Origin of the sequence: Pseudomonas citronellolis, assembly GCF_001586155.1 — a bacterium.
Lineage (GTDB): Bacteria > Pseudomonadota > Gammaproteobacteria > Pseudomonadales > Pseudomonadaceae > Pseudomonas > Pseudomonas citronellolis.
In genome coordinates this window covers 6175793-6188719 of the sequence record NZ_CP014158.1, presented here as the reverse complement: position 1 = coordinate 6188719, position 12927 = coordinate 6175793, and the positions used below count along the sequence as shown (strand labels likewise).

General features: G+C 69.5%; 12 protein-coding genes. 8 read left to right on the top strand and 4 right to left on the bottom strand.

Annotated elements, in window-relative coordinates; all coding sequences use genetic code 11:
* Positions 1–32: 32 nt before the first annotated feature.
* A complete protein-coding gene (locus PcP3B5_RS27155) occupies positions 33–1646 on the bottom strand; it encodes a GGDEF domain-containing response regulator (protein WP_061562889.1) in 1614 nt (537 codons plus the stop codon).
* Between the two features lie 249 nt (positions 1647–1895).
* Between PcP3B5_RS27155 and PcP3B5_RS27150 the strand changes: the two genes are divergently transcribed.
* The 4 genes from PcP3B5_RS27150 (at position 1896) to speA (ending at position 6529) form a co-directional block, all read left to right on the top strand.
* Positions 1896–2963: a DUF2333 family protein gene (locus PcP3B5_RS27150; RefSeq protein WP_061562888.1), complete on the top strand. Its 1068-nt coding sequence runs from the start codon at positions 1896–1898 to the stop codon at positions 2961–2963.
* Entirely contained in the window at positions 2963–3502 is a 540-nt protein-coding gene (locus tag PcP3B5_RS27145; protein ID WP_061562887.1) for an NUDIX hydrolase, read from the top strand. Before PcP3B5_RS27150 ends, PcP3B5_RS27145 begins: the two co-directional genes overlap by 1 nt.
* A gap of 512 nt (positions 3503–4014) precedes the next feature.
* Positions 4015–4386 carry a translation initiation factor Sui1 gene (locus tag PcP3B5_RS27140; RefSeq protein ID WP_043268734.1) on the top strand — a complete coding sequence of 124 codons (372 nt, stop codon included), beginning with the start codon at positions 4015–4017 and terminating at the stop codon, positions 4384–4386.
* A 229-nt stretch (positions 4387–4615) separates the two neighbouring features.
* Complete coding sequence (gene speA, locus PcP3B5_RS27135; protein WP_043318807.1) at positions 4616–6529, top strand: arginine decarboxylase; 1914 nt, start codon at positions 4616–4618, stop codon at positions 6527–6529.
* A 144-nt stretch (positions 6530–6673) separates the two neighbouring features.
* On the opposite strand, the gene pdxR is transcribed toward speA, so the two are convergent.
* Complete coding sequence (pdxR, locus tag PcP3B5_RS27130) at positions 6674–8092, bottom strand: MocR-like pyridoxine biosynthesis transcription factor PdxR (protein WP_061562886.1); 1419 nt, start codon at positions 8090–8092, stop codon at positions 6674–6676.
* A 124-nt stretch (positions 8093–8216) separates the two neighbouring features.
* On the opposite strand from pdxR, the gene cbpA reads away from it, so the two are divergent.
* Positions 8217–9167, top strand: a complete 951-nt coding sequence (gene cbpA, locus PcP3B5_RS27125) for a curved DNA-binding protein (protein ID WP_061562885.1) — start codon at positions 8217–8219, stop codon at positions 9165–9167.
* Positions 9164–9466, top strand: coding sequence for a chaperone modulator CbpM (locus tag PcP3B5_RS27120; protein ID WP_061562884.1), 303 nt, complete (start codon positions 9164–9166; stop codon positions 9464–9466). The genes cbpA and PcP3B5_RS27120 overlap by 4 nt, the downstream gene beginning before the upstream one ends.
* A 653-nt stretch (positions 9467–10119) precedes the next feature.
* Here the strand turns inward: PcP3B5_RS27120 and PcP3B5_RS27115 are convergent.
* Positions 10120–10680: an NADPH-dependent FMN reductase gene (locus PcP3B5_RS27115; protein WP_061562883.1), complete on the bottom strand. Its 561-nt coding sequence runs from the start codon at positions 10678–10680 to the stop codon at positions 10120–10122.
* Positions 10681–10865: 185 nt separating this feature from the next.
* Between PcP3B5_RS27115 and PcP3B5_RS27110 the strand changes: the two genes are divergently transcribed.
* Positions 10866–11609: an NAD-dependent epimerase/dehydratase family protein gene (locus tag PcP3B5_RS27110; RefSeq protein WP_043318800.1), complete on the top strand. Its 744-nt coding sequence runs from the start codon at positions 10866–10868 to the stop codon at positions 11607–11609.
* Positions 11606–12439, top strand: coding sequence for an arylamine N-acetyltransferase family protein (locus PcP3B5_RS27105; protein WP_061562882.1), 834 nt, complete (start codon positions 11606–11608; stop codon positions 12437–12439). Before PcP3B5_RS27110 ends, PcP3B5_RS27105 begins: the two co-directional genes overlap by 4 nt.
* On the opposite strand, the gene PcP3B5_RS27100 is transcribed toward PcP3B5_RS27105, so the two are convergent.
* Entirely contained in the window at positions 12436–12894 is a 459-nt protein-coding gene (locus tag PcP3B5_RS27100; protein ID WP_043268746.1) for a DUF2214 family protein, read from the bottom strand. The two genes, PcP3B5_RS27105 and PcP3B5_RS27100, sit on opposite strands and share 4 nt — an antisense overlap.
* Positions 12895–12927: the final 33 nt, after the last annotated feature.

The following is a 12927-nucleotide window of genomic DNA, read 5'->3' as shown; positions in this document are numbered from 1 at the left end:
CCACCCCCGGCGTTATCCGCCGATCCGCGGGATCAGGCGAACACCTCGACGCGATTGCGCCCGCCGTGCTTGGCGCGGTACAGCGCCTCGTCGGCGCGGCGGGCCAGGACGGTGGCGTCTTCGTCCGCGCCCAGCTGGGCGATGCCGCAACTGAAGGTGCAGGCCAGGTCGGCGGGCTTGGCCGGGTAACGGATTTCGGCGAAGCGCTGGCGGATTTCCTCCAGCACCTTGTGCGCCGCCACGCTGTCGGTGTCCGGCAGCACCACGGCGAACTCCTCGCCGCCGTAGCGGCCGATGTGGTCGGTCTTGCGCAGGCGCTGCTTGAGGAACAGCGCCAGGCTCTTGATCACCCGGTCGCCCATGGGGGGGCCGTAGCTGTCGTTGACCTTCTTGAAGTGGTCGATGTCGAGCATGGCGAAGGCCAGCGGCTGGCCTTCGCGGCGCGCGCGGTAGCTGGCGTCTTCCAGCAACTGCAGGGTGTGGGTGTGGTTGTACAGCCCGGTGAGGCTGTCGCGCACCATGCGCGCCTTGAGGCTGCGCGCCCGCGCTGCGCGGTTGCGCACGGTGGCGATCAGGTGGCGCGGCTTGATCGGCTTGGTGAGGAAGTCGTCGCCGCCCTCGCTCATGGCGTCGAGCTGCTTGTCCAGATCGTCCTCGGCCGACAGGTAGATGATCGGCACGCTGACGTGGCGCTCGTGCTGGCGGATCACCTTGGCCAGCTCGGTGCCCAGGCATTCGGGCATGTACATGTCGAGGATGATCAGGTCCGGCTGGAACTCGGCCAGCTCGGCCATCACCGACAGCGGCGCGGTGAGCGCGCGGGTGACGATGCCGGCGCCGTTGAGGACCATCTCGGTGTGTGCCGCCTGGGCCCGCGAGTCGTCGACGATGAGCACGCGGAAGGGGTCGTAGTGGGCGACGCGGGTGAGCATCTCGATCTTTTCCAGCACCCCGGAGGCGTCCAGGGTGCCGCTGAAGAACTCCTGGCCGCCGGCGCGGGCCGCGGCCAGGCGGGTGGGGGTGTCGGTGTCCTCGTGGCTGAAGAACAGCACCGGCAGCTTGTGCGCCAGGCCCGCCTGCACTTCCTCGGCCAGGGCCAGGCCGAGGCCCGCGCCGGCGAAGTCGACGTCCATCAGCAGCGCCGCCGGGTGGCGTTCGGCCATGGCCGCGCGGAAGGCCGCGGCGTGCTCGCACAGCTGCGCGTGGACGCCGAAGAACTCCAGCTGCTGGGCCAGGCGCTCGGCGCGCTCGGCGTCCTGCAGGGCCAGGTAGACCGGCTTGCGCAGCGGCGGCAGCTGGGTGTGTTCGAGCTGGTCGCCATGGCGCAGGCCGGTGCGCGACAGGCGCAGCATCAATTGGGCGAACTCGTTGATCCGCTCGCTGGACAGGCGCCCGCGGTTGCCCGCCACGGCGTCCAGCCCGGCGCCGATGGCGGCGGCCAGCTGGGCGTGCTCGGCCTGCTCGAAGCGCTCGGCGTAGCGCTGCAGGCGCAGGACGGCCTCGCGCAGGTCGGCCATGCCGCTGGCGGTCCATTCCGAGCGGCTGAGCTGCTGCCAGATCTCCAGCACGTGCCGGGCCTGGTGGATCACCCGCTGGGCAAAATGGTGTTTCAAGCGATCGCGGGTGGGATCGTCGTGCTCGGTCATGGCGCGCTTCTTGTGAGGGCTGACGCGGTGGCGGGGTCGCCAGAGCGATGATGGCACCATGCTACCATTTGCCGCTGGCAATTCCAGTGATGTCGGTCAAGGATCGCCAGGCGTGCCATGCAGAGGGTAGGCTGCCCTTCGGGCGCCGACTGCGGCATGCTAGTGCGCCTGGATCGCGGCATCGCCCGGCACCTGTGGCGGGGCCTGCGGTCCAACCTTTTTCCGTTAGGTCGAACCAAGGACTTTGCCATGTGGAACTGGAAGAATCGCGGCGGCTCGGTGCGCGAGCGCGTCGACGACAGGGTTGACGATGTGCGCGCCTACTTCGGCGGGCCCTGGCTGGTGCGCGTGGTCGGCGGGCTGCTGGGCGCCTACCTGGTGGTCGCCGCCCTGGTCGGCTGGTACTGGAGCCGCGAGCCGGACCTGTTCCCCGTGCAGCAGCATGCGCAGCAGGCCGCCGAGCGCGCCGGGCGGCAGATGGTGGTGGGCTATACCACCGTGGAAACCCTCAAGGAAGTGGTCGGCACCCTGCTGAACAAGCCGGGCGGCTACCTGTCCAACGACATCTTCCCGCCGGGCCTGTGGCTGGACAACATGCCCAGCTGGGAATACGGCGTGCTGGTGCAGACCCGCGACCTGTCCCGCGCGCTGCGCAAGGACTTCGCCCGCTCGCAGTCGCAGTCCACCGAGGACGCCGACCTGGCCCGCGCCGAGCCGCGCTTCAACTTCGACAACAAGAGCTGGGCGCTGCCGTCTTCCGAATCGGAGTACGCCGAGGGCATCAAGTCCCTGGACCGCTACCTGGCGCGCCTCTCCGCCGAGCAGCCCAACGCGCAGTTCTACGCCCGCGCCGACAGCCTGAACAACTGGCTGGGCGACGTTTCCACCCGCCTGGGCTCGCTGTCCCAGCGCCTGTCCGCCAGCGTCGGGCGGGTCAAGCTGAACACCAACATCAAGACCGCCTCGGCGCTGGCGCCGGGGCAGGCGCCGCAGGTCGACGAGGAAGTGCAGGAAACCCCCTGGCTGCAGATCGACAACGTGTTCTACGAGGCCCGCGGCCAGGCCTGGGCGCTGTCGCACATCCTGCGCGCCATCGAGGTCGACTTCGCCGACGTGCTGGCGAAGAAGAACGCCACCGTCAGCGTGCGGCAGATCATCCGTGAGCTGGAAGCCACCCAGGAAGCGCTGTGGAGCCCGATGGTGCTCAACGGCAGCGGTTTCGGCGTGCTGGCCAACCATTCGCTGGTGATGGCCAACTACATTTCCCGGGCCAACGCCGCGATCATCGATCTGCGGCAACTGCTGGCGCAGGGCTGATGGACCTCGTCAGCGCCGCCGAGGCCGCCCACCGGCTGGCCTCGGACCGGGAACTGATCGCCTGGGTCGACGAGCGCGACCAGTTGCTGGGCGAGCTGCCGCGCGCCCAGCTGCGCGAGGGCGGGCTGATCGGCCGCGGCACCTTCATCCTGCTGTTCAACGGCGCCGGGCAGCTCTGCGTGCACCGTCGCAGCCTGAGCAAGGCGGTGTACCCGGGCTACTGGGACGCCGCCGCCGGCGGCATGGTGCAGGCCAGCGAGAGCTATGCGCTGTCGGCCGGCCGGGAGTTGGAAGAAGAGCTGGGCGTGGCCGGCGTGGAGTTGCGCGAGCATGGCACCTTCTTTTTCGACGAGCCGGGCAATCGGCTGTGGTGCGCGGTGTTTTCCGCGATCTGGGATGGGCCGTTGAGGCTGCAGCCGGAGGAGGTGCTGGAGGCGCGGTTCGTCGAGCCGGCTGTGGCGCTGGAGGAGGCTACCTCTGGGGCTTTGTACTGTCCGGACTCTTTGCAGGCTTTGCGGTTGTTCCTGGGGCAGCTTTAAAGAGCAAGAGCCCCTCACCCTAACCCTCTCCCGCAAGCGGGAGAGGGGACTGTCCCGAGTGGGCGTGCGGTCTGTGCCTCTTGCATGCCATTGCCCATGCATCCACTCCATAACAGCAGCAGTGCTCGGTGCGTCCGGCGCGGACTCCCTCTCCCGCTTGCGGGAGAAGGGACTGTCCTGAATGGGCGGCGAAACTGTGCCATGGGCGTACCGAGGTTTATGCATCCACTCCGAAGGTTCGGCGAAGTGCGTAGTCTCCGGCGCGGACTCCCTCTCCCGCTTGCGGGAGAGGGCCGGGGTGAGGGTGCTTTTCAGGCATGTCGCCAATCCGCCGATCAATGACGCATTTCCACCCTTAGCATTTGCCTCCAATGCTGGTAAATTGCGCGACCTTTCCGCTCGGGTCCTCCGGCGGGAATGCGCAGCCCCTGCCTGAGTGGGGCGTCGCGGTCGGCGCCAGCCGATCATTCGTTGACCTGGCCCTTAGAGGCCAATCCTGGGGAAAACGCCCGGTGGTCAAGAAAGCATCCTCCCTGTCCGCCCTCGGCGGGCTCGTCTACTCCACCGATGCGGGCCGGCATTGCCCGGACTGCAACCAGCCCGTTGGCGCCTGCATCTGCAAGCAGTCCGTGATCCCGGCCGGCGACGGCATCGCCCGTGTGCGCCGCGAGACCAAGGGCCGCGGCGGCAAGACCGTGACCACGGTCAGCGGCGTGCCCCTGGCCGAAGACGCCCTCAAGGAACTGGCCACGGCGCTGAAGAAGCGCTGCGGCACCGGCGGCGCGTTGAAGGACGGCGTCATCGAGATCCAGGGCGACCACGTCGAGCTGCTCCTCGAAGAGTTGGCCAAGCGCGGCTTCAAGGCTAAGAAATCCGGCGGCTGATTCGTCTCTCCCCTGCAGGGAACGGGTTAGGCAGCGGCGCATGGCGCCGGCATGCCGGCCAGCCCGTTCCCTAGATGGGAGATGCGCGCTCGCGAGTTCGCCACGCTTTCCTAAACTACCGCCAGAGATGGCGGTCAACACGGCAACGTCATACCCGACGTTTAGGCTTGTTGCGTCCGCGCGCTACCCGCGCCGGGCGCTCGACTTTCTTTTCAGGAGACACCCGCGCATGGCCGCAAGACGGACCCGCAAAGACGACGGCAGCAACTGGACGGTGGCGGACAGCCGCAGCATCTACGGTATCCGCCATTGGGGCGCCGGCTATTTCGCGATCAACGACGCCGGCAACGTCGAGGTGCGCCCGCAGGGCGCCGACGCCCAGCCGATCGATCTGCATGCGCTGGTCGGCCAACTGCGCGAGGCGGGCCTGTCGCTGCCGCTGCTGGTGCGCTTCCCGGACATCCTGCAGGACCGCGTGCGCAAGCTGACCGGCGCCTTCGATGCCAACATCGCGCGCCTGGAGTACGGCAGCCGCTACACCGCGCTCTACCCGATCAAGGTCAACCAGCAGGAAGCGGTGGTGGAAAGCATCATCGCCACCCAGAACGTCTCCATCGGCCTGGAAGCCGGCTCCAAGCCGGAGCTGATGGCGGTGCTGGCGCTGGCGCCCAAGGGCGGGACCATCGTCTGCAACGGCTACAAGGACCGCGAGTTCATCAAGCTGGCGCTGATGGGGCAGAAGCTCGGGCACAACGTCTTCATCGTCATCGAGAAGGAGTCCGAGGTGCAACTGGTGATCGAGGAGGCCGAGCACGTCGGCGTACTGCCGCAGGTCGGCCTGCGCGTGCGGCTGTCCTCGCTGGCCTCCTCGAAGTGGGCCGACACCGGCGGCGAGAAGGCCAAGTTCGGCCTTTCCGCCGCGCAGCTGCTGTCGGTGGTCGAGCGCTTCCGCCAGGCCGGGCTGGACCAGGGCGTGCGCCTGCTGCACTTCCACATGGGCTCGCAGATCGCCAACCTGGCCGACTACCAGCACGGCTTCAAGGAAGCCATCCGCTACTACGGCGAGCTGCGCGCCCTCGGCCTGCCGGTGGACCACGTGGACGTCGGCGGCGGCCTGGGCGTGGACTACGACGGCACCCACTCGCGCAACGCCAGCTCGATCAACTACGACATCGACGACTACGCCGGCGTGGTGGTGGGCATGCTCAAGGAGTTCTGCGACGCCCAGGGCCTGCCGCACCCGCACATCTTCTCCGAGAGCGGCCGCGCGCTGACCGCGCACCACGCGGTGCTGATCACCCAGGTCACCGATGTCGAGCGGCACAACGACGAGCTGCCGAAGATCACCGACCTCGCCGAGCAGCCGGAGATCGTCCAGTACCTGGCCGACCTGCTCGGCCCGACCGACGCCGAGATGGTCACCGAGACCTACTGGCGCGCCACCCACTACATGAGCGACGCCGCCAGCCAGTACGCCGAGGGCAAGATCAGCCTGGCCCAGAAGGCCCTGGCCGAGCAGTGCTACTTCGCCATCTGCCGGCGCCTGCACAACCAGCTCAAGGCCCGCCAGCGCTCGCACCGCCAGGTGCTCGACGAGCTCAACGACAAGCTCGCCGACAAATACATCTGCAACTTCTCGGTGTTCCAGAGCCTGCCCGACACCTGGGCCATCGGCCAGGTGCTGCCGATCCTGCCGATCCACCGCCTGGGCGAGGAACCGGACCGCCGCGCGGTGCTGCAGGACCTGACCTGCGACTCCGACGGCAAGATCACCCAGTACGTCGACGAGCAGAGCATCGAGACCAGCCTGCCGGTGCACGACGTGAAGGAGGGCGAGGACTACCTGATCGGCGTGTTCCTGGTCGGCGCCTACCAGGAAATCCTCGGCGACATGCACAACCTGTTCGGCGACACCGACTCGGTGAACGTCTACCAGAACGCCGACGGCAGTTTCCACCACGCCGGCATCGAGACCCACGACACCATCGAGGACATGCTGCGCTACGTGCACCTGTCGCCCGAGGAACTGATGACCCATTACCGCGACAAGGTGGCCGGCGCCAAGCTCACCGCCCGCGAGCGCACCCAGTTCCTCGACGCGCTGCGCCTGGGCCTGACGCGCTCGGCCTACCTGTCGTCCTGACCGGCACGGCCTGCTCTTCGTAGGGCGTATAACCGTTCGCGGTTATACGCCGTTACCCCGCCGACGTGGTGCTCTTCGTAGGATGGGTTGAGCCTGCGAAACCCATCGGGTCATGGTGATGGGTATCGCTTCGCTCAACCCATCCTACGTCTCCATCACCTGCGCCACGCGCCTGGCCAATTCGGCTGCCTGCCTTTCGTCCTTCACATTGGTGAAGCTCATCACCAGCGCCGGTTCCTGGCGCGCCTCCACACACCAATTGTTCAGCGCCTGCAAGCCCAGGCCGGCTTCCCTTGCGCGGGCGGCGATGGCCTTGTCGTCGCCGTCGATCCGGCCGATCAGGTGCAGGCCGCCGGGCAGCTCGGCGAATTTCATGCGTTCGCCCAGGTGCCGCTCCAGGGCCGTGCGCAACAGTTGCCGGCGCTGCGCGTAGAGCGTGCGGGTGCGCTTGAGGTGGCGGGCGAAGTGGCCTTCCGTGATGAAGTCGCACAGCGTCGCCTGCTGCAGCTCGGCGCAGCCGTTGGCGAAGGTCTGCTGGCTGCGCACGAAGCGCTCCAGCAACGGCGGCGGCACCACCAGGTAGCCCAGGCGCAGGGCCGGGCACAGCACCTTGCTGAAGGTCCCGGCGTAGAGCACGCGGCCCTGGCGGTCCAGGCTCTTGAGCGCCGGCAGCGGGAAGCCGGCATAGCGATATTCGCTGTCGTAGTCGTCTTCCACTATCCAGGCCCCGGCCTGGGCCGCCCAGTCCAGCAGGGCCAGGCGCCGTGGCAGGCTCAGGGCCACGCCGGTGGGGCTCTGCTGCGAGGGCGTGACCAGGGCGAAGCGGGCGTCGGGCGCGCGGCGCAGGCCCTGTTCCACGCACAGGCCGTCGCCGTCCACCGGCACCGCGACCGGCCGGGCGCCGGCTGCTGCCATCAGCTGGCGCCCGCGCGGGTAGCCGGGGTCCTCGTGCCAGAAGGCATCGCCCGGCTGCAGCAGGGTGCGGCTGACCAGGTCCAGGGCGCCCTGGTAGCCGGCGCAGATCAGCACCTGCGCCGGTTCGCAGGCGATCCCGCGGGACACGCTGAGGTAACCGGCCAGCGCCTCGCGCAGCGGGGCGTAGCCGCAAGGGTCGGGGTAGGCCAGTTCGACCTCGGCGGTGTGGCGCAGGCGGCGCCCGGCCAGGCGCGACCACAGTGCCTTGGGGAAGGCGTCCAGCGCCGGCAGGCCGAGTTGCAGCGGCAGCACCTGCGGGCCGTGGGCGATCAGCCCGGGCAACACCTGCTCGGGCTGCGGCGCCAGGCGCGCCGGGCGTTCGGCGTTGCGCCCGGCCAACTGCGGCGAAACCACTGTGCCCGCCGGGCCGCGGGCCAGCAGGTAGCCTTCGCTGGTCAGCAACTGGTAGGCCAGCTCCACGGTGCCGCGGGCCACGCCCAGCTCGCTGGCCAGGCCGCGCACCGGCGGCCCCCGCTCGCCCGGGCGCAGGGTGCCGCGGGCGATGGCCTCGCGGATGCGCTCGTAGAGCTGGCGGTAGATCGGCTGCGCCAGGCCGGGGTCCAGGCGCAGGGCGAGGGGCTCGGTCATGGCCTGGTTCGCTGCGGGCTTTGTGGATAAATGACTATGCCATGACGCGGATCAGCCGTCGCGAGCGGACGAGTGCCGCGCCAGCGACTAGGCTTGCAGTTCCAGACCCGGGAGCAGCAAGGCGATGGACTTCAAGGATTACTACGCGGCGCTGGGCGTGGCGCCGGACGCCGACGAAAAGGCGATCAAGACCGCCTACCGCAAACTGGCGCGCAAATACCACCCCGACGTCAGCAAGGAGGCGGACGCCGAAGCGCACTTCAAGGAAGTCTCCGAGGCCTACGAGGTGCTCAAGAGCCCCGAGAAGCGCGCCGAGTACGACCAGTTGCGCCAGTACCAGCAGAGCGGCCGCTTCGAAGCGCCGCCGGGCTGGCAGCCGTCCGGCGGCTTCGAGGGCGCCGAGCATTTCCAGGAGCAGGACTTCTCCGACTTCTTCGAGTCGATCTTCGGCGCCCATGCCGGCCCGCAGGGGCACCGCCGGCGGGAAAGACGCGGCCGCGACATCGAGCTGGAGGTGCCGTTGTTCCTGGAGGAGAGCCAGTCCGGCGAGCCGCAGCCGATCCGCTTCGGCCTGCCCAGCTACGACGAGCAGGGCCGGCGCCTGCCCGACGTGGAGAAGACGCTGAAGGTGCGCATTCCCCCGGGCGTGGTGGACGGCGAGCGCATCCGCCTGAAGGGCCAAGGCGCGCCCGGCATCGGCGGCGCGCCGGCCGGCGACCTCTACCTGGTCATCCGCCTGGCGCCGCACCCGCTGTTCGACGTCGACGGCCGCGACCTCGTCCTCAGCGTGCCGCTGGCGCCCTGGGAAGCGGCGCTGGGGGCCAAGATCGAGGTGCCCACCCTGAACGGCCGCATCGCCCTCAGCGTGCCGCCGGGCAGCCAGAGCGGCCAGCGCCTGCGCATCCGCGGCAAGGGCCTGGCCGGCAAGGGCGAGGACCCTGCCGGCGACCTCTACGCGGTGCTCAAGGTGGTGATGCCCAAGGGCGCGCCCGAGGGCGAGACGCGCAAGCACTGGGAAGAACTGGCCGCCCGCGCGGCCTTCGATCCACGCAGCCAGTGGGGTAAACGGCCATGAGCGAGATACTGCTGAGCCTGGAGCTGGAAGAGCTCTGCGAGGGCGCGCGGCTGCCGCGCGAGACGCTGCTGGAGATAGTCGAGGTCGGCATCGTCGAGCCCCTGGAACGGCGGGGCGACACCTGGCTGTTCAGCGTCGAGTCGCTGACCCTGGTGCGCCGCGCGGTGCGCCTGCAACGCGAGTTCGAGGTGGACTGGCCGGGCATCGCCCTGGCCCTGCGCCTGCTCGACGAGGTGGAGCAGCTGCGCAGAGAGAACGCCCGCCTGCGCCAGCGGTTGGCGCGTTACGAGGAGGAGTGAAGGGGCGGGGGAGTCCGCCCTACATTCCCCATGTAGGAGCGCGCCCTGCGCGCGAAATCGCGGGCAGGGCCCGCTCCTACAGGTTGCCGGAAAGCACGGTGTTTCTCCCCGTAGGAGCGGACCTTGTCCGCGATAGCCGGAGGTATCGGCGCGGATCGCGGATGAGATCCGCTCCTACGCTGCCCCACCCGCGCCATTCCAATGTAGGAGCGCGCCCTGCGCGCGAAATCGCGGGCAGGGCCCGCTCCTACAGGTTGCCGGGAAGCACGGTGTTTCTCCCCGTAGGAGACCTTGTCCGCGATAGCCGGATATCCCGGCGCGGATCGCGGATGAGATCCGCTCCTACGCTGCCCCACCCGCACCATTCCAATGTAGGAGCGCGCCCTGCGCGCGAAATCGCGGGCAGGGCCCGCTCCTACAGGTTGCCGGGAAGCACGGTGTTTCTCCCCGTAGGAGCGGACCTTGTCCGCGATAGCCGGATATCCCGGCGCGGATCGCGGATGAGATCCGCTCCTACGCAACCCCACCCGCGCCATTCCAATGTAGGAGCGCGCCCTGCGCGCGATTTCGTGGGCAGGAAGGCACACCGTTGCCCTGGAACGATGACGCGTTACGAGGAGAATGATGCTCTTCGGAGCGGCTCGGCGCGGGCCTCAGGCTCCGGCGATCTTCTCCACCCAGCGGGCGTAGCTGTCGATGATGGTCTGCAGGAAGGGCCCGACCTGGTCGTTGGCCTTGCCGGCGGCGTCGAAGAAGCTGCCGGCGCCGCCCAGGTAGGTTTCCGGCTGCTGCATGCAGGGCACGTCGAGGAACACCAGGGACTGGCGCAGCGCATGGTTGGCGCCGAAGCCGCCGATGGCCCCCGGCGAGACGCTGACCACGCCGCCCGGCTTGCCGCCCCAGGCGCTCTTGCCGTAGGGGCGCGAGCCCACGTCGATGGCGTTCTTCAGCGCCGCCGGCATCGAGCGGTTGTATTCCGGGGTGACGAACAGCACCGCGTCGGCGCGGCGGATGCGCTCGCGGAAGGGCGCGTAGGCGGCCGGGGCGTTGTCGCCGTCCAGGTCCTCGTTGTACAGCGGCAGTTGGCCGATCTCGACGATCTCCAGCTTCAGGTTCGCCGGGGCCCGCTCGGCCAGGGCCAGGGCCACCTTGCGGTTGAGGGATTCCTTGCGCAGGCTGCCGACCAGCACGGCGACGTCGAAGACTTTGCTCATGGGCGTTTCCTTGTGGCGAGGGAAGTCGGGAACCTTCGTTATAGACGAGAAATGTGGCATTCGCGGGAGCGCTGCGCGGATCGGTCGCGAGGCCATGTCCCAGGCTTTTAATCGATTCTTGGCTCTGTCGACTGTGCCATGACGCCCCTAGAGTGGCCCCATCCACTCTCCAGACGAGGTCGAACATGTGCACGAGAATCTTCTTCGCCGGCGCCACCGGCGCCGTGGGCAAGCGCCTGCTGCCCATGCTGCTGGCGCGCGGCTACCGGGTGCTGGCGTGCAGCCGTGAGCCGGCGCGGGCCGAGGCCCTGCGCGCGGCCGGCGCCGAGGCGCAGGTGCTGGACGTCTTCGATGGCGCGGCGCTGACGCGCGCCATGCTGGAGTTCCGCCCGCAGTGGGTGCTGCACCAGCTCACCGACCTGCCGCCCGGCCTGGACCCGGCGCGCATGGCCGAGGCCGCGCCGCGCAATGCCCGGGTGCGCCGCGAGGGCACCGCCAACCTGGTGGCCGCCGCCCGCGCCGCCGGGGCGCAGCGGCTGGTGGCGCAGAGCATCGCCTGGGCCTATGCGCCGGGGCCCTTGCCGCACCAGGAGCGGCAGCCGCTCGACCTGGCGGCCGAAGGCCCGCGCGCCATCAGCGTCGGCGGCGTCGCCGCGCTGGAGAACGCCGTGCTCGGCGCCGCGCCGCTGGAAGGCCTGGTGCTGCGCTACGGGCGCCTGTACGGCCCGGGCACCGGCTGCGACGAACCCGACCCGCGCCTGGCCCTGCACGTCGACGACGCCGCCCGCGCCGCGCTGCTGGCGCTGGAGTGGGGCGCGCCCGGGTGCTACAACCTGGCGGAGCAGGACACCGAGGTCAGCACCGCGCTGGCGCGCCACCGGCTCGGCTGGCAGCCGGGCTTCCGCCTGGCCCGAGGAGAAACCCCATGACGCCACTCACTCCCTTCACCCCGCAGCAACTGCAGGCCTGCCTGGCGCGCCTCGGCCTGCCGCCGCAGCCGCCGGCCGCGACCTTGCAGACGCTGGAACGCCTGGTCGACGCGGCGCTGCACCACCTGCCCTTCGAGAACCTCGACGTGCTGCTGGCGCGGCCCGTCGCCATCGAGCCGGAGGCGGTCTTCGCCAAGGTCGTCGAGGGTGGCCGCGGCGGCTACTGCTTCGAACTGAACAGCCTGTTTGCCCGGCTGCTGGCCAGCCTCGGCTACCGCATCAGCCTGCTGGTGGCGCGGGTGCGCTGGGGCATGCCGGCGGAGGTCGAGCGCACCCAGCAGAGCCACCTGCTGCTGCGCATCGAGCTGGACGAGGGGCCCTACCTGGCGGACGTCGGCTTCGGCGGCGCCAATCCGCCACGGCCGCTGCCGCTGGTGATCGGCGAGGAACTGCCCGGCGGCTGGCGCATCGCGCCCCACGACGGCGACGAACTGGAACTGGCGCTGCACGCCGCCAGCGGCTGGCAGGCGCTGTACCGCTTCACCCTGCAAGCGCAGCACTGGGTCGATTACCTGCCGCGCAACTGGTACACCTCGACGCACCCGGACAGCGTGTTCCGCAAGAGCCTGCGGGTAGCGCTCAGCGAGGGCGACAGGCGCCTGACCCTGCTCGACGGCCAGTTCGGCTGGCGCGATGCCAAGGGCAACGCCGAGCAGCGGCGAATCCTCGACGTGGACGAGCTGATCGAGGTGCTGCGCGGGCGCTTCCAGCTGCGCCTGCCGCCGGCCACCGCCGAGGCCCTGCGCGAGCCTCTGGCGCGGCTGCTCTAGCTGCCGGTCATGCCGATGCCGTGGGCCATCAGGCTGGCCAGCAGCGGCAGGATCAGCATCGCCAGCAGCTCGATGCGGATCACCAGCGTCACCCGCCGGCCCTGGGCCTCGCCGACCTGCGGGGCCTGGCCGGCCTTGAGCGCGTTGCGCCAGTTGAGGAAGGTCAGCGTCGGGTAGATGGACAGCAGCGCCACCAGCACGAACAGGCCGACCAGGGCGTGGAAGGCGGCGTTGTGCAGGTAGTAGTCCAGGCCCTTGGCGAACCACAGGGTGCGGGCGATGCCGCTGAGCAGCACGACGCCGGCGCTGGCGCCGTAGGCCAGGTCGATGATCACCAGGCTGCGGGCGCGCCTGGCGTCCAGCGGCAGCTGGAACAGGCGGTGCTCCAGCACCAGCAGGGCGAACATCACGAAGATGGAGATGAAGTGCAGGTAGGCAACCAGGGCTGAAGCCATGTCGTCGGTTCCTTGTCAGGCGTGGGCCGTGGT

What these genes read in the sequence shown, in the direction of transcription:
- cbpA (WP_061562885.1), top strand. Translation starts at nt 8,217, where the DNA reads ATGGACTTCAAGGATTACTACGCGGCGCTGGGCGTGGCGCCGGACGCC.
- speA (WP_043318807.1), top strand. Translation starts at nt 4,616, where the DNA reads ATGGCCGCAAGACGGACCCGCAAAGACGACGGCAGCAACTGGACGGTG.
- PcP3B5_RS27105 (WP_061562882.1), top strand. Translation starts at nt 11,606, where the DNA reads ATGACGCCACTCACTCCCTTCACCCCGCAGCAACTGCAGGCCTGCCTG.
- PcP3B5_RS27110 (WP_043318800.1), top strand. Translation starts at nt 10,866, where the DNA reads ATGTGCACGAGAATCTTCTTCGCCGGCGCCACCGGCGCCGTGGGCAAG.
- PcP3B5_RS27145 (WP_061562887.1), top strand. Translation starts at nt 2,963, where the DNA reads ATGGACCTCGTCAGCGCCGCCGAGGCCGCCCACCGGCTGGCCTCGGAC.
- PcP3B5_RS27100 (WP_043268746.1), bottom strand. Translation starts at nt 12,894, where the DNA reads ATGGCTTCAGCCCTGGTTGCCTACCTGCACTTCATCTCCATCTTCGTG.
- pdxR (WP_061562886.1), bottom strand. Translation starts at nt 8,092, where the DNA reads ATGACCGAGCCCCTCGCCCTGCGCCTGGACCCCGGCCTGGCGCAGCCG.
- PcP3B5_RS27120 (WP_061562884.1), top strand. Translation starts at nt 9,164, where the DNA reads ATGAGCGAGATACTGCTGAGCCTGGAGCTGGAAGAGCTCTGCGAGGGC.
- PcP3B5_RS27155 (WP_061562889.1), bottom strand. Translation starts at nt 1,646, where the DNA reads ATGACCGAGCACGACGATCCCACCCGCGATCGCTTGAAACACCATTTT.
- PcP3B5_RS27115 (WP_061562883.1), bottom strand. Translation starts at nt 10,680, where the DNA reads ATGAGCAAAGTCTTCGACGTCGCCGTGCTGGTCGGCAGCCTGCGCAAG.
- PcP3B5_RS27150 (WP_061562888.1), top strand. Translation starts at nt 1,896, where the DNA reads ATGTGGAACTGGAAGAATCGCGGCGGCTCGGTGCGCGAGCGCGTCGAC.